Annotated in this window: 18 protein-coding genes; 4 read left to right on the top strand and 14 right to left on the bottom strand. The window is 68.4% G+C overall.

The window, feature by feature from the left end:
• Position 1: 1 nt before the first annotated feature.
• On the bottom strand, positions 2 to 490 hold the full coding sequence (locus GT347_RS17570; protein ID WP_160553437.1) for a hypothetical protein: 489 nt from the start codon (positions 488 to 490) through the stop codon (positions 2 to 4).
• Positions 491 to 827: 337 nt separating this feature from the next.
• Positions 828 to 1862, bottom strand: coding sequence for an IS110 family RNA-guided transposase (locus tag GT347_RS17575; protein ID WP_160551107.1), 1035 nt, complete (start codon positions 1860 to 1862; stop codon positions 828 to 830).
• Between the two features lie 406 nt (positions 1863 to 2268).
• Here GT347_RS17575 and GT347_RS17580 point away from each other — a divergent pair, with 406 nt between their 5' ends.
• Both GT347_RS17580 and GT347_RS17585 read left to right on the top strand, forming a co-directional pair.
• On the top strand, positions 2269 to 3555 hold the full coding sequence (locus GT347_RS17580) for a DUF1302 family protein (RefSeq protein ID WP_160553438.1): 1287 nt from the start codon (positions 2269 to 2271) through the stop codon (positions 3553 to 3555).
• Positions 3556 to 3658: 103 nt separating this feature from the next.
• Positions 3659 to 4285, top strand: coding sequence for a hydrolase (locus GT347_RS17585; protein ID WP_160553439.1), 627 nt, complete (start codon positions 3659 to 3661; stop codon positions 4283 to 4285).
• Between the two features lie 27 nt (positions 4286 to 4312).
• Here GT347_RS17585 and GT347_RS17590 read toward each other — a convergent pair whose 3' ends face one another.
• From GT347_RS17590 to GT347_RS17625, 9 genes are all read right to left on the bottom strand, one after another.
• Positions 4313 to 5443, bottom strand: coding sequence for a hypothetical protein (locus GT347_RS17590; RefSeq protein WP_160553440.1), 1131 nt, complete (start codon positions 5441 to 5443; stop codon positions 4313 to 4315).
• Positions 5444 to 5611: 168 nt separating this feature from the next.
• A complete protein-coding gene (locus GT347_RS17595; protein WP_160553441.1) occupies positions 5612 to 6844 on the bottom strand; it encodes a hypothetical protein in 1233 nt (410 codons plus the stop codon).
• A 124-nt stretch (positions 6845 to 6968) separates the two neighbouring features.
• Positions 6969 to 7208, bottom strand: a complete 240-nt coding sequence (locus tag GT347_RS27955; protein WP_326830360.1) for a M20/M25/M40 family metallo-hydrolase — start codon at positions 7206 to 7208, stop codon at positions 6969 to 6971.
• 5 nt (positions 7209 to 7213) lie between these two features.
• Positions 7214 to 8380 (bottom strand): M20/M25/M40 family metallo-hydrolase, encoded by a 1167-nt coding sequence (locus tag GT347_RS17600; RefSeq protein ID WP_326830361.1) that lies wholly within the window; start codon positions 8378 to 8380, stop codon positions 7214 to 7216.
• A gap of 164 nt (positions 8381 to 8544) precedes the next feature.
• Positions 8545 to 9672, bottom strand: coding sequence for a hypothetical protein (locus tag GT347_RS17605; RefSeq protein WP_160553442.1), 1128 nt, complete (start codon positions 9670 to 9672; stop codon positions 8545 to 8547).
• A gap of 113 nt (positions 9673 to 9785) precedes the next feature.
• A complete protein-coding gene (locus tag GT347_RS17610) occupies positions 9786 to 11525 on the bottom strand; it encodes an acetyl/propionyl/methylcrotonyl-CoA carboxylase subunit alpha (RefSeq protein ID WP_160553443.1) in 1740 nt (579 codons plus the stop codon).
• Positions 11526 to 11558: 33 nt separating this feature from the next.
• Positions 11559 to 13187: a 5-oxoprolinase subunit B/C family protein gene (locus tag GT347_RS17615; RefSeq protein ID WP_160553444.1), complete on the bottom strand. Its 1629-nt coding sequence runs from the start codon at positions 13185 to 13187 to the stop codon at positions 11559 to 11561.
• A gap of 14 nt (positions 13188 to 13201) precedes the next feature.
• Entirely contained in the window at positions 13202 to 14158 is a 957-nt protein-coding gene (locus GT347_RS17620; RefSeq protein WP_160553445.1) for a DUF979 domain-containing protein, read from the bottom strand.
• A gap of 2 nt (positions 14159 to 14160) precedes the next feature.
• Positions 14161 to 14910 (bottom strand): DUF969 domain-containing protein, encoded by a 750-nt coding sequence (locus tag GT347_RS17625; protein WP_160553446.1) that lies wholly within the window; start codon positions 14908 to 14910, stop codon positions 14161 to 14163.
• Between the two features lie 332 nt (positions 14911 to 15242).
• On the opposite strand from GT347_RS17625, the gene GT347_RS17630 reads away from it, so the two are divergent.
• Both GT347_RS17630 and nadB read left to right on the top strand, forming a co-directional pair.
• On the top strand, positions 15243 to 15881 hold the full coding sequence (locus GT347_RS17630; protein ID WP_160555414.1) for a GntR family transcriptional regulator: 639 nt from the start codon (positions 15243 to 15245) through the stop codon (positions 15879 to 15881).
• A gap of 71 nt (positions 15882 to 15952) precedes the next feature.
• Entirely contained in the window at positions 15953 to 17548 is a 1596-nt protein-coding gene (nadB, locus tag GT347_RS17635) for an L-aspartate oxidase (protein WP_160553447.1), read from the top strand.
• 15 nt (positions 17549 to 17563) lie between these two features.
• Here nadB and nadA read toward each other — a convergent pair whose 3' ends face one another.
• Genes nadA through GT347_RS17650 form a run of 3 tightly spaced genes read right to left on the bottom strand, consistent with a single transcriptional unit; the run spans position 17564 to position 20119 of the window.
• Positions 17564 to 18679, bottom strand: a complete 1116-nt coding sequence (gene nadA / locus GT347_RS17640) for a quinolinate synthase NadA (RefSeq protein WP_160553448.1) — start codon at positions 18677 to 18679, stop codon at positions 17564 to 17566.
• Entirely contained in the window at positions 18676 to 19587 is a 912-nt protein-coding gene (gene nadC, locus GT347_RS17645) for a carboxylating nicotinate-nucleotide diphosphorylase (RefSeq protein WP_160553449.1), read from the bottom strand. The genes nadA and nadC overlap by 4 nt, the downstream gene beginning before the upstream one ends.
• A complete protein-coding gene (locus tag GT347_RS17650; protein ID WP_160553450.1) occupies positions 19580 to 20119 on the bottom strand; it encodes a nucleoside 2-deoxyribosyltransferase in 540 nt (179 codons plus the stop codon). The genes nadC and GT347_RS17650 overlap by 8 nt, the downstream gene beginning before the upstream one ends.
• Between the last annotated feature and the right edge of the window lie 4 nt (positions 20120 to 20123).

Here is a 20123-nt window from a genome sequence, read left to right on the forward strand (position 1 = left end):
TTTAACTCGTCCAAAGCATCCAATCCTCGGCGTTATTAAGCACGCCACTTTCTCCCAGTTTCCGCAGTCCAACATCGGAAGCCCAACCAATGCGGTCGAGCAAATACTGCACAATGTGCAATTGCTGCTGAAGATCATCAAGGGAGTCGCAGCTCTCGCTTCTGTCTCGCGTTATCCCAATCCCTGCGCTTGCAAGAGAACTCACGTGATGCAAGACTTGACGTAAGTCATCTATATCTTTGTGAGTGAAGCACTGCTGCAAATTGGGTGCCCTATCTACACCTTTGTTTGCAAAAGTTTTTGAACTTGGTGATTCTTTTTTCATGCTGCCTCTTTCTCGGTTGCTCAAAAAATGAGAAAACCGACGCGCATCCAGCATAAAAAGAATGGCGGCGGCCCGAACGGGTTGGCGTACCGTACATTTTTCTGGCGAAAAACCGGCAGGGCGTGAGCCCTCCCGTCCGAGCCGCCATAAAAACGGATCGAACAAGAAGGCCGCATTCCCATGCGGTCTGCGGCCTAAGCCAGAAAAATGTTCGGGACGTACATGGACGCCCCTTTGCCAAGCAAGTCAGTTGGTGGCGGCTCGATCAAGAAAAAGATTGCACCCGTACATCCGGACTTTGTGCAGCCTTTCGGACTGCGATCCCTGATGGGTTCTGCTGGTTGGTTCCCGATAGCCAATGTGCACTCGAAGTGCCTGTCCCGTAGCGGGTCTGACCAACCCCGGTCTTACCTGTCTTGCCATCACTGCCTGATTGCCCGAGCAATCGGTGGTCTAACTCCAGTTCGTCTTTGCCTGCGCAGAGTATTTGCGGCCTGCGCGTTTATATCGCCGCCGCGCCAGCGCAGTACTGCGCCTCGTACGTTCGGCCCGTCGTCAGCAAGGCCCACACGATCCGCGCGTTCTTGTTGGCCAGCGCAACCGCCGCCACATTGGGCTTCTTGCGCTCGAGCAGGCCCTTGAGCCAGTCCGTCTGCTCGGCCGACTTCTGGCGCCGGCAGATCACCGCCCGCGCGCCGTGGATGAGCAAGGTCCGCAAATACGCGTCGCCTCGCTTGCTGATGCCCAGCAGCGTCTGCTTGCCCCCGCTGGAGTGCTGGCGCGGCACCAGGCCCAGCCAGGCCGCCAGCTGCCGGCCGCTGGCGAAGCTCTTGGCGTCGGCGATGCTCGCCACCAGCGCCGTCGCCGTGATCGGGCCGATGCCCGGGATCGTCTCGAGCTGGCGGCAGGCCGGGCTCTGGCGATGCCACAGCCGGATGAGCGCTTCGGTCTCGTCGATCTGCCGCGTCAGCTCCTTCAGGTTCTGCAGCAGCCGCTCCATGAGCTGCCGGAACTGGCCCGTGAGCTCGTTGCTCGCGTCTTCGAGCAGCTCTGGCAAGTACTGCGCAACATGCCGGATGCCCTTGGGCATGATCAGTCCGAACTCCGCCATGAGACCGCGGATCTGGTTGCCCTGCGCGGTACGCGCCTTGACAAAGCCCTGGCGTACGCGGTGCAGCGCCAGCAGCGACTGCTGCTCGATGTCCTTGATCGGCACGAAGCGCATGTTCGGCCGGGCCACGGCTTCGCAGATCGCCTCGGCATCGGCCGCGTCGTTCTTGTTGGTCTTGACGTAGGGCTTGACGAACTGCGGCGCCATCAGCTTGACGGTATGGCCCAGGCTGGTGAGCTTGCGAGCCCAGTGGTGGGCACTGCCGCAAGCTTCCATGCCGATCAGGCAAGGCGGCAATTGCGCGAAGAACTCGGCCATCTGCTCACGCCTGATCTGCTTGTTCCAGACCTTGCGGCCAGCCTCGTTGACCGCGTGCACCTGGAAGACATTCTTTGCCAGGTCGATGCCTACTGTCGTAATGTTCATGGTGGACGCTCCTCTCGGTTAAGTGGAAAACAACGCTTCCACTTTGGCACTTCTGATGCCGTTTTGGGAGGGGCGTCCATCCCATTGCCAATCCCGGTCGCATCAATTAAACGCGACGTCGCACTTTAGCCGATCGAGCCTCATTGCAGGCACCCATGATCTCGTCAAGTCGGCATACGTGGCAGACGGTTGTAGATGGATGCATCGGCCGTACTCCTGACCCGAAGAGGTATTCGCGCCGACCCATTCCGCGCGATGCGCTACTGCGCACCAATCCCTAGATTCGCCGCAAAGCTCCGCGACTCTTCGCAACGCGGCGCTATCGGGCTGCCTCGCGCGCTTCGTCAGCCGCTCCGTCGCGCAGCGACAGCCCCCGACCACCCATCTCACCCACCCGAGCCCCGTCTTGCCCCTCCGCCCCCAAGCCCTGCAGGCAGCCACCATGGCCCTGGCCGCCGCCACCTGCCTGCCTGCCCACGCCCAGGACCTCATCGACCGCCTGGGCCTCGGCGGCGACTTCCGCGAGGTCTACGAGTCCTCCCGCCATCCGGTCTTCGGCCTGGACCGTCCCAGCCAGGACGACCGTTTCCTCCACCGTCTGCAGCTGCATTCCGACATCCGCTTCGGCACCACCAGCCGCGCCTATGTCGAACTCGTCAGCGGCCGCACCTCCGGCTGGGGCGGCGCGCCCGCCGGCACGCAGGACGACAGCCTGGACATCCTCCAGGCCTTCGCCGAAACCCGCTTCACCCCCGGCGGCCAGCCGCTCGACCTGCGTGCCGGCCGGCAGGAGCTGAGTTTCGGCTCCTCCCGGCTGGTGTCGGTGCGTGAAGGCCCCAATGTGCGGCGCAGCTTCGACGGCGTTCGTGGCACCTGGACACTCGCCGGCCCCATGCGCGCCGATGTCTTCGCGGTGCGCCCGGTCGCCCCGCGCGTCGGCAGCTTCAACGACCGCAGCTCCGACGCCGAAGCCTTCTGGGGCGCCTACCTCGCCGACATCCCCACCGCGCTGAGCGGCATGCGGGCCGACATCTACTACCTGGGCCTGAACCGCGCCAATGCCGGCTTCGCCGACGGCCGCGCGCAGGAGCGCCGGCACACGGTGGGCGCACGCCTGTTCGGCAAGACCGGCGCGGCCGACTGGAATTTCGAGGGCGCCTGGCAGTTCGGCCGCTTCGGCACGGCCGACATCCGCGCCTGGACGCTGTCCTCCGACAGCGGCTACACGGCCGCGGCCCTGCCGCTGCGCCCGCGCTTCGGGCTCAAGGCGGATGCGATCAGCGGCGACCGCCGTGCGGGCGACGGCCGGCTGGGCACCTTCAATGCGCTCTATCCCAAGCTGCCGTATTTCTCGGAAGCCAATGTGGCGGCGCCGGCCAACCTGCTGGATCTGCAGCCCAACATCACCGTGTCGCCCCGGTCCGACCTGCAGTTCAACCTCGGCTGGAACGGCCTGTGGAAGCAGGCCCGCGCGGACGCCTTCTACGCGCCGCCGCTGGTGGCGGTGGCCGGCACCGCCGGGCTGGGCTCGCGCTACATCGGGCAGCAGTGGGTGGTGTCGGGCTCATGGGCGGCGACGAAGCGGGTGGCGGTCGGCGCCAACTACGTGCATTTCCAGCCCGGCGCGGCCCTGCGCGGCGTGGGCGGGCGGGCCGGGGATTTCCTCAACCTCACGGTGCATGTGAAGTTCTAGCGCTCTCTCCTTGGAGCCATGCGGCCTGCGCCATTGGCGCGATGCGGCGGCGGGCGGGTTCGGGGAGGCTCTGCCGGGTCACCACCTATCCAGCGAGTTCCCCATGGCAGCATCCACCCAGCTTCTCACCCCCGACAACTGCGCCCTGGTCCTGATCGACCAGCAGGCAGGCCTGGCCTTCGGCGTCCAGTCCATGGACAAGCAGGCCCTGCTCAACAACAGCGTGGCGCTGGCCCGCACGGCCCGGGTCTTCGGCATTCCGGTGGTGATCAGCACCTCGGCCACCAAGGTCTACAGCGGCCCGCTGATGCCGGCCCTGCGCGCCGAACTGGCGGACCAGCCGGTGCTGGACCGCCGCAGCATGAATGTGTTCGAGGACGACGCGGTCCTCGCCGCCATCGCCGCCACCGGCCGCAGGAAGCTGCTGTTCTCCGGCATGCTGACCGAGGCCTGCATCAGCTTCGCCGTGCTCAGCGCCCAGGAGGCCGGCTACCAGAGCTTCGTGGTGGCCGATGCCTGCGGCGGGCTGACGGCCACCGGCCACGACATGGCCTTGCGCCGCATGGAGTCGCAAGGCGCGGTGATGACGTCCTGGCTGCAGGTGGTGCTGGAGCTGCAGCGTGACTGGACGCGCAAGGCCACCTACGACGCGGCGCGCGGCATCGTGGAGGCCAATGGGGGTGGGTATGGGATCGGGCTGAACTATGCGCGGGACATGCTGCCGCATTGAGCGAGCGAGCGAGCGAGCGGGCCGGCGCTACGGCCGCACAACCAGCACATTCCGCCGGTTCGCCAACGCCGTGTCCAGAGCGCTCAGCTGCGCCTGCCGGATCACCGGGTCGTCGGTGTGGAAGGGATTGGGCCGCCAGCCGAAGCGCTCCAGCACCCGGTACTGGCCGCCGTTCATCTGGATCTCGTGGTCGGTCTGCTGGCCGGGCAGCTGCACGTAGATCTTCGAGCCGGTGGGCGAGCTGTAGGTGCTGAAGAACCAGAACCCGCTCCATCTGCCTTCCGGGAACACCTGCAGGGCCGTGTCCAACGGGATGAAGAACAGCGTGCCGTCATAGTAGAAGCCGGTCTTGGTGATGATGAGCCCCAGTACGCCCTGGGGGTTCATAAGCTCGTCGTAGAAGTCCTTGATGGCCGCCAGGCGCTGGGTCTGCAAGGGGGTCAGGGTGGTGGTGGTGTCCCGCGGCGGCGCGGTCTGGGTGGGGGCGCGCCGTTCCAGCGCTTCGTTCAGCAGCAGGCGGGCATCTCGCGGCGTGTTGCCGTGGCGGATCGTCGCGCTGGCGCTGGCCAGAACTTCCTTGCGCGCGGCTTCGATCCCGGGCTTGTCGCGGCGCACGGTGGCCGCGTCTTCCAGGTCCAGGACGAATTTTCTGGCGGTGTCGAAGCGCTGGAAGATGTAGCGCGACGAGTCGTCCGGCAGCTCCTGGCGGGCGTAGTCCGTGACCTGGCCCAGCAGTTCCGCCGCCTCGGTGTACTGGAGGCTGGACAAGGCCGCGAGGTAGCGAGCCAGCGCCTGGCTCAAGGTGCCGCCGTCGTGCAGCACTTGCCAGCCGGGGGCGTGGACCTGCCACCGGCCCGTCAACCGGGGATGGTGGCCGCGGATGCCGGGTTCGGCCTCCGCCTGCCGCTCGTCGCGGGAGGGGTGGGCCCAGTCCGCCCGGTTCAGCAGCAGGGCGCCCAGTTGCGGATGCTGGTCCAGCAGGCTGAAAAACCGCTGGTATCCGGGGGCATGCGGGTCCACGGCCAATGTCTTCTCGTGTCGTCGGTCGTCCGCGTCGATGACCGAATTCGTGGAGATGAGCGCGGCGCCGAAGCGCGAGGGATACGCCGTCATGCTGTGGTGCGGCAGGTAAGGCAGGGAGGAGGGGAGAAGGCTCATGGCGAAGGCAGGCAGGAGTCAACGGCCTTCGAGCTTGCGGGACTTCCACCCCGGCCGCCTGTTGCATCACGAATGCATGGGCGGCCAGGAGGCGGTGGTCCCGTGTCCATTCGGCCGGGCGTGCGATGGCTGCGGATTCCGCGTCATCCGCGGCGCCGGACCTGCCCCTCAGGAGAGCGCCGACGCCTGCCTCGGCCTGCGTCTCGGTATCGTCTTGGCCTTCTCTTTCGCGTCGCGCAAGGCCTTCAGCTGTGCTTCCCGCACCACCGGGTCGTTGCAGAAGAACGGATTGGGCCGCCAGTCGTCGAAGCGGCCGAGCACCCGGTATTGGCCGTTGAGCATCTGCAGTTCGTAGTCGTTCACATCGTCGTCAGGCAGCTTCACGTAGATGCTGCTGTCCAGCGCCGGCTTGTAGCCTGACACAAAGAGGAAGCTCCACGCGCCGCCGTCCGGAAACACCTGCAGGGCCGTGTCGAGCGGCACGAAGTACAGCAGGCCGTTTTCAAAGAAGGCCTCCTGCATGACGGTGGGGGCCGTCCTTCCCTCGAGGTTCATCAGTTCGCGGTAGTAGTCCTCGATGTAGGCCAGGCGCTGCGCCACCTCGGGTCGCTGGGGCGCCTTGGTGCCGGGTTCCAGCGCGGGCCCTGCGGTGTCCGGCGGGTCGATGTCGGGAAGCGGATCGGCATCCGGCAGGGGCACTGGCTGGGGAAGCGGCACGGGCGCGGCGAGCTGACGCTGCATTTCCTCGTCCAGCAGGATGTGAGCATCCCGCGGCATGTTGCCGTTCTGGAGCACGCCGTTGGCGTTGACCAGGACTTCGCGTTGCGCATCTTCCAGCCCTGGCTGTCCCTGGCGTGCCGCAGCCGCCTTCTCCAGGTCCTGGACAAACATCTTGGCGATGTCGAACCGCTTCCGGATATAGCGGGTTGCCTGGGCCGGAAGCCGGCCATGGATGTAGTTCCAGGTAGCGGCGTGCAGATCGGCTGCCCGGCTGTATTCGTGCATGTACATGTACGAGGTAAAGCGTCCCAGCGTATCGCTGAGGGTGCTTCCATCCTTCAGCACCCGCCAGCCCGGTGCGCGCGCCCTCTGCCGTGCGGTCAGGTCATCCGGCTCCTGGGGCTCGCGCGGCTCGCGTACGACCGTCGAATCCGGCTGGTCCTCGGGAACTGCCCAGTCCACGTCTTTGAACATCTGCGGATGTTTCTCCATGAGGCTGCGCAAGCCGCGGGCCCAGGATGCATGCGGGTCCACCAGCACCTCTTCATCGATGGTCTGCCCGTCGGCATCGATGCTCGTGGTGGTGTAGGAAATGCGCGGTCCGGCGTCCCCGGACTGCGGGGCGAAGGCCCAATGGCTGTTGCCGGACGGTGCGACGTATGACGAGGGAATAAGGCTCATGGCGGCTGCTCGCTCGAAGTTCGAAGGGGAACGCAGCATCCTCAAACCGCGCCGCCACCGCCTGCGCCATTGCGAAGCCATCGATGGTTTGCGCGGCCCTCCGGCTTTCCTTATGGCGCAGCCATCATTCGGAAGCGAGCTTCCTGATCAAACGGTAGAGGAATTCCCGCCCCTTCAGCAGCTCCGCCACGCCGATGTTCTCGTTCAAGCCATGCACCCCGGTCTTCTCCGGATCCACGAACAGGCCCGACACGCCATACATCGGAATGCCCGCGGCCCGGAAGCGGCGGCTGTCGGTGGTGCTGACCCCCATGGTCGGCACCACCGGCACGCCGGGCCACATCTCGGCGGTGATCTCGTCCACCGTCTTCAGCAGGGCCGGGGCCAGCGGGGAGCCGGGGCGGGATCGTCCTGGCGCACGCGGGTCACCTTGATCTTGGGGCCGGCGATCTCCTGCATCCTGCGCTCGACGAAGGCCAGATCCTCGTCGGGCAGCGCGCGGCAGTTGATGGTGGCCTTGGCGCTCTGCGGCAGGGCGTTGGGGGCGTGGCCGGCCTGCACCATGGTGGCCACGCAGGTGGTGCGCAGCAGGCCGACGATGGAGGCGCGGTTGGACAGGCGCTCCAGCACCGCGTCCGGCGGATTGCCGCCGGCCACGGCTTCGAAGTCGGCTCTCGTGGCTTCGTCCTGCAGCGGCGCGCTGCGCGAGAAGTAGGCCCGGGCGGCGGGGTTCAGGTCCACCGGGAAGCGGTACTGCTTCAGCCGCACCAGGGCCTCGGCCAGTTCGTAGATGGTGTTGTCGGGCGTGGGGCGGGCGCTGTGGCCGCCGGGGCCGGTGGCGGCGAATTCGTACTGCACGAAGGTCTTCTCGCCGAGCTGCATCACATGGATGAAGGGCTTGCCGTTCTTCAGCTCGCCGCGGCCGCCTTCGTTGATGCCGAACTCCGCATCGATGTCCTGCCGGCGGTTCTTGATCAGCCAGGCGGCGCCGTTGGCGGGCGAGGCGCCGCGCTCCTCGTCGGCGGTCAGGGCCAGCACGATGTCGCGGTCGGGCCGGAAGCCCTCGCGCTTCAACTGCGACAGCACCGACACATAGGCCGAGGCCATGGCCTTGTCGTCGATGGCGCCACGTGCGACGTAGTGGCCGTCGATCTCCTGCAGCTTGAAGGGGTCGGTCTTCCAGTCCTCACGTTTGGCTTCGACCACGTCGATGTGGGCCACCAGCAGCAGCGGCTTCTTGCTGCCGCCCGTGCCCTTGAAGCGGCCGAGCAGGTTGCCCTTGCGGGGGAAGGGTTCGATGACCTCGAAGTCGCCATCGGCGAAGCCGGCGGCCAGCAGGCGCTGCTTCATGGCATTGGCGGCCTCGGTGGTGCTGCCGGCGGAGTCGCTGGTGTTGATCTCGATGAGCTGGCGGTAGATGTCCTTGAACTCATCCACATCGGACGGGGCTGAGTGGGCGAGCGTGGCGCCGGCCAGGGCAACGCAAAGTCCCATCGCGCGCAGCAGGGGACGAAGAATGGGAGGGCGTGAGGTCATGGGCTGCATGGGTGGAGGATTCCGGTTCGTCTTCGGGTATTGAGCGAGGAGCATCTTTCGTCGGATGCAGGGAATCGGCCATATAGGACCGATCAGCTTGGGCAAGCGGTCCGGTATGGCCGATTCAAGGCTGCCGACGAAGGCCTGCGTCGATGCGAGGAAGCTTACGACCGATAGGGTGGCGCCTTGCCTTGGTCCAGGGCATTCTGCAGGGCACTCAGCTGCGCGTAGCGCAGCATGGGGTCGTTGATGAAATAGGGGTTGGGCCGCCAGTCCAGCCGGTCGACCAGCCGGTAGCGGCCGGCGCGCATCTGCAGTTCATGGCTGCTCCGTTCGCCCGGCAGCGTCACATGGATGGTGGAGCCCAGGGGCGGTACGTAGCCCTCGAAGAACAGGAAACACCAGATGCGGCCTTCCGGCAGGACCTGCAGGGCGGTATCGAGGGGCACGTCGTGCAGTTTGCCGCCGTAGTGGAAGCCGGCCTCGGTCAGGGTGAGTCCGGCGGTTCCGCGGGTCGGCAGGCCGCGGTAGAAGTTCTCGATCAGCGCCAGGCGGCGGGACAGGACCGATTCCGTGGTGGTGCCGGTGCTGCTGGTGCCGGTGCTGGTGCTGGTGCTGGTGCTTTCCAGGGGCGTGGACGTCGTCTGCGCCTGGCGCCGCAGCGCCTCGACCAGCAGCACATGGGCATCGCGCGGCATGTTGCCGTGGCGGATCACCGCGCTGGCGCTGTCGAAGGCTTCGCCCAGGGCGGCGTCTATGCCCGGCTGCGTCCGGTGGACGGCGGCTGCGTCGTCGAGGTCCGTCACGAACTGCCTGGCGACATCGAAGCGCTGCAGGATGTATTGCCGCGCGTCGGTGGAAAAGCCGAAGCGGGTGTAGTCGCTGACCTGTCCCAGCAGTTCGGCCGCTTCGGCGTCCTGGCGCTCGGACAGGCGGGTGAGGTACCGGTCCAGCGCCTGGCCCAGGGTGGCGCCGTCTTCCAGCACCTGCCAGGCCAGCATGGCGGCTGGCTGCGGGGCGGCCGGCCGATGCAGGTTCCTGCGCTTGCGTGGCGCGCGGGGCCTGTTCGCGCGTGTGGGCTCGTCCTCGGTCTCATCCTTGCCGAAGGCCGACCAGTCGGCGGGGTCCAGGAGCAATGCGCCGAGCCGGGGATGGTTCTCCAGGATGCTGCGCAACATCGGGTGGCCGGGCGTGTAGGGATTCGCATCGACCTGCGGGGCGCTGGCGTTCGCCGGAAAAGCCAGGCTGTTGTTGTGCAGGGAATAGGCCAGGGAAGGAGACAGAAAGCTCATGGCTGCAGGAGCGGAGGCTGAAGGGACCGGCAGATTGCGGCAATTCCGGGCCATCCGCCCGCCCTCTTGCGAACGCGTGGATGCGGCAGGGCGGCCGCATCCATCTCGTCTGCCTATTCGATCAGCGCGATCGCCGTGCCACTGCTCTGGTAGCTGCCTTCCTGCACCAGCCGGCGCAGCGTGCCGCCGCGCTGGGCCAGCACCTGCATTTCCATCTTCATGGCCTCCATCACGGCGATGAGTTCGCCTTCCTGCACGGCGGCGCCGTCGGCCACTTTCCAGGCCTGCAGGTTGCCGGAGGTCGGCGCGGCGACAGTGTTGGAAGAGGCTGCTGCCGCGGCGGGCGACGGCGCTGCGGCCGCAGCAGCACCGCCGGCCGGCATGCCTTGCAGGCCCTGCAGCAGGCCGGCCTGCATGCGCACCAGCACCCGCTTGCCGTCGATCTCCATGGTGGCCTGCACCAGGCTGCCTTCGGCGGGCTTTTCCGCGCGCACGGCGGCGGCCAGGTCGTTGACGAAGTCGGTCTCGATCCAGCGGGTATGCACCTTGAAGCTGTCCGGGCTGACGAAGTCCGGGCTCTGCAGCACCGCACGGTGGAAGGGCAGCACCGAGGCCACGCCTTCGATGCGGAACTCGCGCAGCGCCCGCCGCGCCCGGGCGATGGCCTGCTGGCGGGTGGCGCCGCTGACGATGAGTTTGGCCATCAGCGAATCGAAGCTGCCGGGGATGTCCGAGCCGGATTCGATGCCGCTGTCCACCCGCACGCCGGGGCCCGAGGGCGGGGCGAAGCGCAGCACCCGGCCCGGCGCCGGCAGGAAGCCGCGGCCCACGTCCTCGGCATTGATACGGAACTCGAAGCTGTGGCCCAGCGGCGCCGGTGTCTCGGTGCTGGCCAGGCGGTGGCCGTCGGCGATGCGCAGCTGCTCCAGCACCAGGTCCATGCCGGTGGTCTGCTCGGTCACCGGGTGCTCCACTTGCAGACGGGTATTGACCTCCAGGAAGGAGATGGCGCCGCTGCCGCTGAGCAGGAACTCGACCGTGCCGGCGCTGCAGTAGCCGGCCTCGGCGCAGATGTCGCGCGCGGCGGTATGCACCCGCTGGCGCTGTTCGTCGCTGAGGAAGGGCGCGGGCGCCTCTTCCACCAGCTTCTGGTTGCGCCGCTGCAGCGAGCAGTCGCGGGTGCCCAGCACCTGCACCTGGCCGTGCCGGTCGGCCAGCACCTGCACTTCGATGTGGCGGGGGCGGTCCAGGAACTGCTCGACGAAACACTCGCCTCGGCCGAAGGCGGTGACCGCCTCGCGCACGGCCGAGGCATACAGCTCCTCGACTTCGTCCATGCGCCAGGCCACCTTCATGCCCCGGCCGCCGCCGCCGAAGGCCGCCTTGATGATGACCGGCAGGCCGTGCTGTTCGGCGAAGGCCAGCACCTCGCCCGCATCCCTGGCGGGCTCGGACATGCCGGCGACCAGCGGCGCACCGACCTTCATCGCGATCTTGCGGGCCTGCACCTTGTCGCCGAGCCGGGCGATGGCCTCGGGCGAGGGGCCGATCCAGGTCAGGCCGGCATCGATCACCGCCTGGGCGAAGGCGGCGCTCTCCGACAGGAAGCCGTAGCCGGGGTGCACCGCATCGGCGCCGCTGCGCTCCGCGACGGCCAGCAGTTTTTCGATGTTCAGGTAGGTATCGGCCGGCCGGTCGCCGCCCAGGCCGTAGGCCTCGTCGGCCATGCGGGTGTGCAGCGCTTCGAGGTCGGCATCGGCATAGACGGCGACCGATGCCACGCCGTAGTCGGCGCAGGCGCGGGCGATGCGGACGGCGATCTCGCCGCGGTTGGCTATCAGGACTTTTTTCATGGCTCAGAAGGGGAATGCGGTGGGGGAGGCGGATCAGCCCTGGGGCATCACGGCGACAGGTTCGAAATCGCCGATCGGGCGAAAACGCACCCGGGCATTGACCGGCAGCTGGCCGGCACGGTCGAGGTGGTGGCTGGCCACGGCGGCGATCACCGGATAGCCGCCGGTCAACGGATGGTCGGCCAGGAACAGCACCGGCTGGCCGCTGGGCGGCACCTGGATGGCGCCGAGCACCGTGCCTTCGCTGGGCAGTTCGCCCGCCACCGATCGCTGCAGCGCCTGCTCGCCCTGCAGGCGGATGCCGACGCGGCTGGATTGCGGGCTCACCTGCCAGGACTGGCTGGAGAACAGGGCGATGGCCTCGGGTGTGAACCAGTCGGTGCGCGGGCCCAGGACCACGTCGAGCACGACTTCCTCATGGGTGGAGGGCAGGTCTTGCGGCGGGGTTTCCTCGGCGCCCACCACCGCGCCGGCCAGCGGACCGGCGGGGCGGATGGCCAGGCGCTGGCCCGCGGCAATGGCCGGCGGGCCGACCTGGGCCAGGATATCGGTGGAGCAGCTGCCCAGCACCGGCGCGATCGCGAAGCCGCCGCGCACGGCCAAATAGCATCGGGCGCCGGCCACGGGTTCGGCGAGGCAGAGGGTGTCGCCATCGCACAGCGCCAAGGCCTGGTAGCCGGCGGCCGGCCAGGCGCGGCCATCGGCGGAGGTCAGGCTCACCGCCGCATCGGCCCCGGTGACGGCCACCACGCAATCGCCATGGCAACGCAGGCGCAGCCCACCGCCGGCGGTTTCGATGCAGGCCAGGTCGGAGGGGTTGCCGACGAGTCGGTTGGCGCTCTTCAAGGCCGACTGGTCCATGGCGCCGGAAGCCGATACGCCCTGGCCCGCCTGGCCGTGGCGGCCACGGTCCTGGAACAGGGATTGCAGGCCGGCTGACACCACCTCCAGTGCCGGGCCGCTGCTGTCGGCGAGCTGGCCCGATCCGGCAGCGGCCACCGGCGTGGCGGCATGCGCCCGCACCAGCGCATCGCGCGCCGCATCCGACAGCGTGGCCAGATCGACGAAGCGCACCCGGAAACCCGGCTGCAGCAGGGCCGGCACGGCACGCCCCAGGTCCCACATCGCGGCGGGCGTGACACCGATGATCTGCCAGCCGCCCGGGCTGGCCTGCGGATAGACACCGCTGAAGCGGCCGGCCAGCCCGACCGCGCCTGCAGGAATGCGGGTGCGGGGGGTGCTGCGGCGCGGCACGTCCAGCAGCGGATCTCCGCCGGCCAGGTAGGCGAAGCCCGGCGCGAAGCCGGTGAAGGCCACCGAATATTCGGTGGATGTATGGCGCCGCACGACTTCCTCGGCGCTGATGCCCAGCAGCCCGGCCACCTCAGCCAGGTCCTCGCCGTCGTAGTGCACCGGGATCTCGATCAGCGTGCTGCCGGCCTCGGCCAGGCGGCTCACGTCGCGCTGTGCCATGGCCTGGGCCAGGCCATGCATGGAACAGGCGGCGGGGCGGAAGCGGACCAGCACGGTGCGCGCGGCCGGCACCAGCTCCTCGATGCCGGGAATCGGCTCCTGCTGCAGCGAGGCCAGCAGCGCCAGGGTTTGGTCGAGGTTGTCCAGCTCCACCAGCAGGGCATCCAGATTGACCGGCAGAAATCGCATGTGCAGACGGACCTTCAGCGGAACATGAGGAAGTTCAACAGGAACACGTTGACCAGCAGCAGCAGCAGCGCGGTCGGCAGCTGGGCGCGGATCACCGCGTTCTTGTCCGGCAGCTCCAGCAGCGCGGCGGGCACGATGTTGAAGTTGGCGGCCATCGGCGTCATCAGCGTGCCGCAGTAGCCCGAGAGCATGCCGGCGGCGGCCATCACGGCCGGGTCGCCGTGGAACACGCCCACCAGGATGGGCACGCCCACGCCGCCGGTCATCACCGGGAAGGCCGCGAAGCCGTTGCCCATGACGACGGTGAACAGCGCCATGCCCACCACATAGACCACCACCGCCACGAAGCGGATGTCCATGTCGATGTAGCTGGTGGTGGCATAGGCCACCGCCTTGCCCACGCCGGCATCGGAGAACACCAGGCCCAGCATGCCGAGCATCTGCGGCAGCACCAGGGCCCAGCCCAGGGCGTCGGTCAGGCGGCGCGATTCGCGGATGCCCTGCACGGGCGTCTCGCGGGTCAGCCAGCAGGCCAGCGCCAGCGAGACCACGCAGCCCACGCCGAGGCTGACCAGGGTGGTGTTCTTGGGGTCCAGCAGCGCCACGCCGGCCACCTTAAGGTAGGGCGCGGCCAGGGTGCCGATCATGGTCACCACCGGAATCGCCAGCGCGGGAATGAAGAGCTTGTTGCCCAGGCGCCGGGCGCTGGCGGCGTACTGCTCGGCGCTGCGCGGCAGGTGGATGCCGGTGCCCACGCCGTTCACGCCGGCGATCAGCGCCATGACGACAGCGCCGACGCCCACGTAAACCGGGGGCAGCAGATCGCCGATCAGGAACACCAGGGCATAGAGCGCCCAGAAGAGGGCGGTGAGGTAACGCTTGGGATTGCTGCGGTCGCGCAGCGTCATGAAGGCGGTGATGCCGAGGATGGCGCCGACCAGGTAGTACAGGTGCTGGATGGTGAGGGTCATGATCAGTGGCTCCGGGCGCTCAGGACGGGGGCGGCGGCGCTCGTGGCTTCGGCCGCCGGGCGGGCCTGCTTCAATTCACGGTCCAGCCAGCGGTCCAGCCGGCGCAGGCGCCAGGCGTGGATGGCGAAGGCGCAGATGGCGGTGGGAATGCCCCACAGCGCCACATGGATCGGCTCGACCTCGATGCCGGCCTCGCGCAGGAAGGTGGTCATCAGCACCACGGCGCCGAAGGCCACGAAGATGTCCTCGCCGAAGAACAGGCCCACGTTGTCGGTGGCCGCCGAAAAGGCGCGCAGCTTGTGGCGCACACGCTCGGGCAGGCTGCCGTAGCGGGCCTCGGTGGCGCCTTCGGCCATGGGGGCCAGCAGCGGCCGCACCATCTGCGGATGGCCGCCCAGGCTGGTCAGGCCGACCGCCGCGGTGAGCTGGCGCGCGGCCAGGTAGACGATCAGCAGCCGGCCGGCGGTGGCCGATTTGATGCTGCCGATCCAGTTCTGCGCATGCTGTCGCAGGCCGTGGCGCTCCAGCAGGCCGATCACCGACAGCGGCAGCAGGATGATCAGCGGCAGGTTGCGGGTCTTGATGAAGCCGGTGCCTATGGTCGCCAGGATCTTGTCCGGCGAGAAACCGGCGGCGAAGGCCGTCACGATGGCGGTGACGATCACCACCAGCATCGGATTGAAGCGCAGCACGAAGCCGGCAATGATCACGGCCACTCCTATCAGGGGCCACAAGTTGGCATGACTAACCATGGGGTACTTTCGTTGGGTTCAAGAACAGGCTGCGCCGACCAAAGAGAAAAAGCTCCAGCCCGCGCGACGACCTGGGGGTTGTCGCAAATAGCATGCCCATTGGTAAACACCTGGACATAGATTGTTGAACACTTTTACGCACATGTTTGGGATATGGGCGCCATATTGCTCAGCGATGGTGCGGAGTTTGCCCGCGGATAGTGCGTGAGGACACCCGGTGGAACCCGGGGGCGCCGGGCCCGTTCGGCGTGCGTGCCACAATTGCAGACCACTCACGCCCGCCCCCTTTGAGCACCGAATCCCCCTCGAACGCGCCCACCCTGAACGACCGCATGGCCGAGCTGATCCGCCAGAAGATCATCCAGGGCGAGTTCTCCCCGGGCCAGCGCCTGTCGGAGGCCGCGTTGAGCGAGAGCCTGGAGATTTCCCGCAACACCTTGCGCGAGGTGTTCCGCATCCTCACCAAGGAAGGCCTGGTGCGCCATGCGCCCAACCGCGGGGTGTCGGTGGCCATTCCCAGCATCGCCACCATCATCGACATCTACCGGGTGCGCCGGCTGATCGAATGCCAGGCGCTGGCCCAGGCCTATCCCCAGCATCCCGCCCGCAAGCACATGCGCCAGGCGGTGGAGACGGCGGCGCGCTGCCGGCAGACCCACGACTGGACCGGCGCTGGCACCGCCAACATGGAGTTCCACATGGCGGTGGTGGAGCTGGCCGACAGCGAGCGGCTCAACATCATGTTCGCCCAGGTGCTGGCCGAACTGCGCCTGGCCTTCGGCCTGCTCAAGGACCCGGAATTCCTGCACGCGCCCTTCGTCGACATGAACGGCCAGATCCTGGAGCTGTTCGAGGCCGGCAAGCTGCAGGAAAGCGCCACGCGGCTGGGCGAGTACCTGGTGAATTCCGAGCGCATCGTGCTGGCCGTGTATGCGCGGCGCATCTCGGACTCCGGCGGCTTCGACAAATAGGCCGCCTCCCGAAGCCCTGCAGCGGGCGGCGATTCGTCCGACAATCGCCGGATTTTTGGCGGCGGGCGCTCATGGAACAGAAAAATTTCGATGTCCTGGTCATCGGCAGCGGCCTGGCCGGCTTGTCCGCGGCGCTGATGCTGGCGCCGACCCACCGGGTGGCGGTGCTCACCAAGGGCGAGCTGTCCGAAGGCGCCAGCGGCTGGGCGCAGGGCGGCATCGCGGCGGTGCTGGCCGAGGGCGACAGCTTCGACGACCATGTGGCCGACACCCTGGTGGCCGGCGCCGGCCTGTGCGACCTGGCGGCCACCCGCCAGGTGGTCGAGGGCTCGCCGGGTGCCATCGCCTGGCTGCAGTCCCTGGGCGTGGCCTTCTCGCTGGATGGCGAGGCGGGCCAGGGCACGGCGCTGCACCTCACCCGCGAAGGCGGCCACAGCGCGCGGCGCATCGTGCATGCGGCCGATGCCACCGGCGCGGCGGTGCAGAAGACGCTGCTGGCGCGGGTGCGGGCCACGCCGGCGATCAGCCTGTTCGAGAACCATGTGCTGGTCGACCTGATCCACGCCGCGCCGCAGCCGGGCCGGCAGGAGGCCTGCGGCGGCGCCCATGCGCTCGATGCCCGCTCCGGCGAGGTGCTGGCCTTTTGCGCGGCCCACACCATCCTGGCCACCGGCGGCGCCGGGCAGGTCTACCTGAACACCACCAACCCGGCCACCTCCACCGGCGACGGCATCGCCGCGGCCTGGCGCGCGGGCTGCCGGGTGTCGAACATGGAGTTCGTGCAGTTCCATCCCACGGCGCTGTTCCATCCCGAAGCCCAGGGCTATCTCATCAGCGAGGCGGTGCGCGGCGAAGGCGGGCGCCTGCTGCTGGCCGACGGCACCCGTTTCATGCCGGCCCACGACGAGCGCGGCGAGCTGGCCCCGCGCGACGTGGTGGCCCGGGCGATCGACGCCGAGATGAAGCGGCACGGCGCGGACTGCGTCTACCTCGACATCTCGCACCGCAGCCCCGAATTCCTGCACGAGCATTTCCCCAACATCCTGGCGCGCTGCCGGGAACTGGGCATCGACATCACCCGCCAGCCCATCCCCGTGGCGCCCGCGGCCCACTACACCTGCGGCGGCGTGCAGACCGACCTGAGCGGCCGCACCGACATGGCGAGGCTCTACGCCATCGGCGAGACGGCCTGCACCGGCCTGCATGGTGCGAACCGCCTGGCCAGCAATTCGCTGGTGGAGTGCATGGTGTTCGCCCGGGCGGCGGTGGATGCGATCCGGGCCGAGCCGGCGCCCGTCGCCCTGCATGCCGCGCCCTGGACCGCCAAGGCCGCCATCGATGCCGACGAGTCGGTGCTGCTGGCCCGCAGCCGCGAGGAGCTGCGGCGTTTCATGTGGGAGTACGTGGGCATCGTGCGCACCGACAAACGCCTGGACCGCGCCGCGCATCGCATCGCCCTGCTGGCTGCGGAGCTGCGCGAGTTCTACGGCGATGCGGCGCCCAGCCGCGCGCTGCTGGAGCTGCGCAACCTGGTGGACGTGGCCGGCCTCATCGTGCGTTCGGCCCGTGCGCGGCGCGAGAGCCGCGGCCTGCACTACAGCCGCGACTGCCCGCAGATGGATGCGCTGGCCGTGCCTTCGGTGCTGCAGGCGGACGTGCCCGCCTGAGCCCGCGGCGCCGCCTCAGGCGGCGCCGAAATGCGGCACCAGGCTGCCGGGCGCCAGGCCGCGTTTCAGGCCGGCGGTGAAGTCCAGCATGCGGTCTATCGGCAGGCGGGCGCGTTCGATCACGGCTGCATCGACCTGGATCGTGTTGGCCACGGTCTCCAGCACCCGCGCCACGTCGGCCAGCCCGTTCATCGCCATCCAGGGGCAGTGCGCGCAGCTCTTGCAGGTGGCGCTGTTGCCGGCGGTGGGGGCTTCATGGAAGGTCTTGCCGGGGTTCTGCAGGCGCAGGTGGTGCATCAGGCCGTTGTCGGTGGCCACGATGAATTCGCGGGCGTCCATCTCGCGCGCGGCCTTCAGGATGCCGGAGGTGGAGCCCACCGCGTCGGCCATGGCGACCACCTCGGCGGGCGATTCAGGATGCACGAGCACCTTGGCGTTCGGATGCTCGCGCTTGAGCGCTTCGAGTTCGAAGCCCTTGAACTCGTCGTGCACGATGCAGGCGCCGTTCCAGAACACCATGTCGGCGCCGGTCTCGCGCTGGATGTAGCTGCCCAGGTGCCGGTCGGGCGCCCACAGGATCTTGTGGCCCTGGGCCTTGAGGGCGCCGACCACGTCCAGCGCGCAGCTCGAGGTGACCAGCCAGTCGGCGCGCGCCTTCACGGCGGCGCTGGTGTTGGCGTAGACGACCACGGTGCGGTCAGGATGCTGGTCGCAGAAGGCGGCGAAGGCGTCGGCCGGGCAGCCCAGGTCGAGCGAGCAGGTGGCGTCGAGATCCGGCATCAGCACCGTCTTCTCGGGCGAGAGGATCTTGGAGGTCTCGCCCATGAAACGCACGCCGGACACCACCAGGGTCTGCGCCGCATGGTCGCGGCCGAAGCGGGCCATCTCCAGCGAATCGCTGACCAGGCCGCCGGTCTCCTCGGCCAGGTCCTGCAGGTCGGGGTGCACGTAGTAGTGCGACACCATCACCGCGTTGCGTTCCTTCAGCAGCCGGCGGATGCGGGCCTTGAGGGCCTGGCGCTCGTCGGGCGAAGGCTCGGGCGGGACACGGGCCCAGGCGTGCTTGGTCTCGCAGGCGGGGCCTGGGCGGTCCTGGGGCTGTTCGTACTCGACTTCGATCACGGCGCTCATGCTGCTTCCTTTCGGCTGTGCAGGCTGTCGTCGAAACGCATGGAGAAATCGGTGGCCTTGACGTCCTTGGTCAGGCCGCCGATGGAGATGCGGTCCACGCCGGTGGCGGCCAGGGCCTTCAGGCTGTCGAAGGTGACGCCGCCGGAGATCTCCAGGATGGCGGCGCCCGCGCCGGCCGCGGCGTTGATGCGCACGGCCTCGTGCAGCAGGGCCTGCGGCATGTTGTCCAGCAGCACCATGCGGGCGCCGCCGGCCAGGGCCTCGCGCAGCTGGTCCAGCGTCTCGACCTCGATCTCCACGAAGCTCGCCTGCGACGCGACCCGGGCCGCGGCCTGCAGGGCGGCGGTGACGCCGCCGGCCGCGGCGATATGGTTTTCCTTGATCAGCACCGCGTCGTACAGGCCGATGCGGTGGTTCACCCCGCCGCCGGTGCGCACCGCGTATTTCTGCGCCAGGCGCAGGCCGGGCAGGGTCTTGCGGGTGTCGACGATGGCGCAGCCGGTGCCGCGCACGGCGTCCACATAGGTGCTCGTCTTGGTGGCGACGGCGCTGAGCAGTTGCAGGAAATTGAGGGCGATGCGTTCGGCGGTGAGCAGGCCGCGGGCCTGGCCGGTGATGGTCACGACCACCTGTTCCGCTGCGCAGCGGCCGCCTTCGGCCACCTCCCATTGCAGCCGGGCCGTGGGCTCGCAGGCCCGCACCGCGGCTTCGAACCAGGGAGCGCCGCAGAGCACGGCCGGCTCGCGGGCGATCACCCGGGCCTTCACCTCCAGCCGGTCGGGCACCAGGCCCGCGGTGAGGTCGCCGCCGCCCACGTCCTCGGCCAGCGCCAGGGCCACGTTCTGGCGGGCCAGCGCCTCGATCGCGGCCTTGTCCTGGCCGTCCTGCTTGTCTCTGGTTTCAGTCATGGGCGCGGAGGATAGCCACTTTTGCGGCTGCGCGTCGGGCCAGCGCCTGCAGGGCTTCCGACGCCGTGGCCCGCAACTCGATGGAGCAGGCCAGCATCAGGTTCAGGGGCAGGCCGAAGTCCTCGACCAGCATGCCGGTGCCGGGTTCGCGCCAGGCGCCGGCCTCGTCCTGGACGCAAGCATGTCCTGCGCGAAAGCGTTCCGAATAACTGCCCGGCGGCACGCCGTAGCCCACCACCGGAATGCCGCGGGCGATGGCGAAGCCGACCTCGAAGACGGTGCCCGAATCGGGCTCGTGCCCGCGAAAGGGCGCCAGGTTGGCGATGACGGCATCGGCCGAAGACAGCATGGAGATGTTGTCGCGGTAGATGCGATGGGCCTGCTCCGCCGGGCTCTGGCCCGCGGGCCCCGGCTCGCCGTCGAGCGGCGCGACGGCGACCAGCCCCAGCCGCGAGGCCTGCTCGCGCAGGTCCTGGAACACCGCATCCACATCGGGCCGGAACACATCGAATCCCGCCAGATAAACCTTCATGAGT

It is taken from the genome of Xylophilus rhododendri (assembly GCF_009906855.1).
GTDB classification, from domain to species: domain Bacteria; phylum Pseudomonadota; class Gammaproteobacteria; order Burkholderiales; family Burkholderiaceae_C; genus Xylophilus; species Xylophilus rhododendri.

What these genes read in the sequence shown, in the direction of transcription:
- GT347_RS17575 (WP_160551107.1), bottom strand. Translation starts at nt 1,862, where the DNA reads ATGAACATTACGACAGTAGGCATCGACCTGGCAAAGAATGTCTTCCAG.
- GT347_RS17585 (WP_160553439.1), top strand. Translation starts at nt 3,659, where the DNA reads ATGGCAGCATCCACCCAGCTTCTCACCCCCGACAACTGCGCCCTGGTC.
- GT347_RS17590 (WP_160553440.1), bottom strand. Translation starts at nt 5,443, where the DNA reads ATGAGCCTTCTCCCCTCCTCCCTGCCTTACCTGCCGCACCACAGCATG.
- GT347_RS17595 (WP_160553441.1), bottom strand. Translation starts at nt 6,844, where the DNA reads ATGAGCCTTATTCCCTCGTCATACGTCGCACCGTCCGGCAACAGCCAT.
- GT347_RS17600 (WP_326830361.1), bottom strand. Translation starts at nt 8,380, where the DNA reads ATGACCTCACGCCCTCCCATTCTTCGTCCCCTGCTGCGCGCGATGGGA.
- GT347_RS17605 (WP_160553442.1), bottom strand. Translation starts at nt 9,672, where the DNA reads ATGAGCTTTCTGTCTCCTTCCCTGGCCTATTCCCTGCACAACAACAGC.
- GT347_RS17610 (WP_160553443.1), bottom strand. Translation starts at nt 11,525, where the DNA reads ATGAAAAAAGTCCTGATAGCCAACCGCGGCGAGATCGCCGTCCGCATC.
- GT347_RS17615 (WP_160553444.1), bottom strand. Translation starts at nt 13,187, where the DNA reads ATGCGATTTCTGCCGGTCAATCTGGATGCCCTGCTGGTGGAGCTGGAC.
- GT347_RS17620 (WP_160553445.1), bottom strand. Translation starts at nt 14,158, where the DNA reads ATGACCCTCACCATCCAGCACCTGTACTACCTGGTCGGCGCCATCCTC.
- GT347_RS17625 (WP_160553446.1), bottom strand. Translation starts at nt 14,910, where the DNA reads ATGGTTAGTCATGCCAACTTGTGGCCCCTGATAGGAGTGGCCGTGATC.
- GT347_RS17630 (WP_160555414.1), top strand. Translation starts at nt 15,243, where the DNA reads ATGGCCGAGCTGATCCGCCAGAAGATCATCCAGGGCGAGTTCTCCCCG.
- nadB (WP_160553447.1), top strand. Translation starts at nt 15,953, where the DNA reads ATGGAACAGAAAAATTTCGATGTCCTGGTCATCGGCAGCGGCCTGGCC.
- nadA (WP_160553448.1), bottom strand. Translation starts at nt 18,679, where the DNA reads ATGAGCGCCGTGATCGAAGTCGAGTACGAACAGCCCCAGGACCGCCCA.
- nadC (WP_160553449.1), bottom strand. Translation starts at nt 19,587, where the DNA reads ATGACTGAAACCAGAGACAAGCAGGACGGCCAGGACAAGGCCGCGATC.
- GT347_RS17650 (WP_160553450.1), bottom strand. Translation starts at nt 20,119, where the DNA reads ATGAAGGTTTATCTGGCGGGATTCGATGTGTTCCGGCCCGATGTGGAT.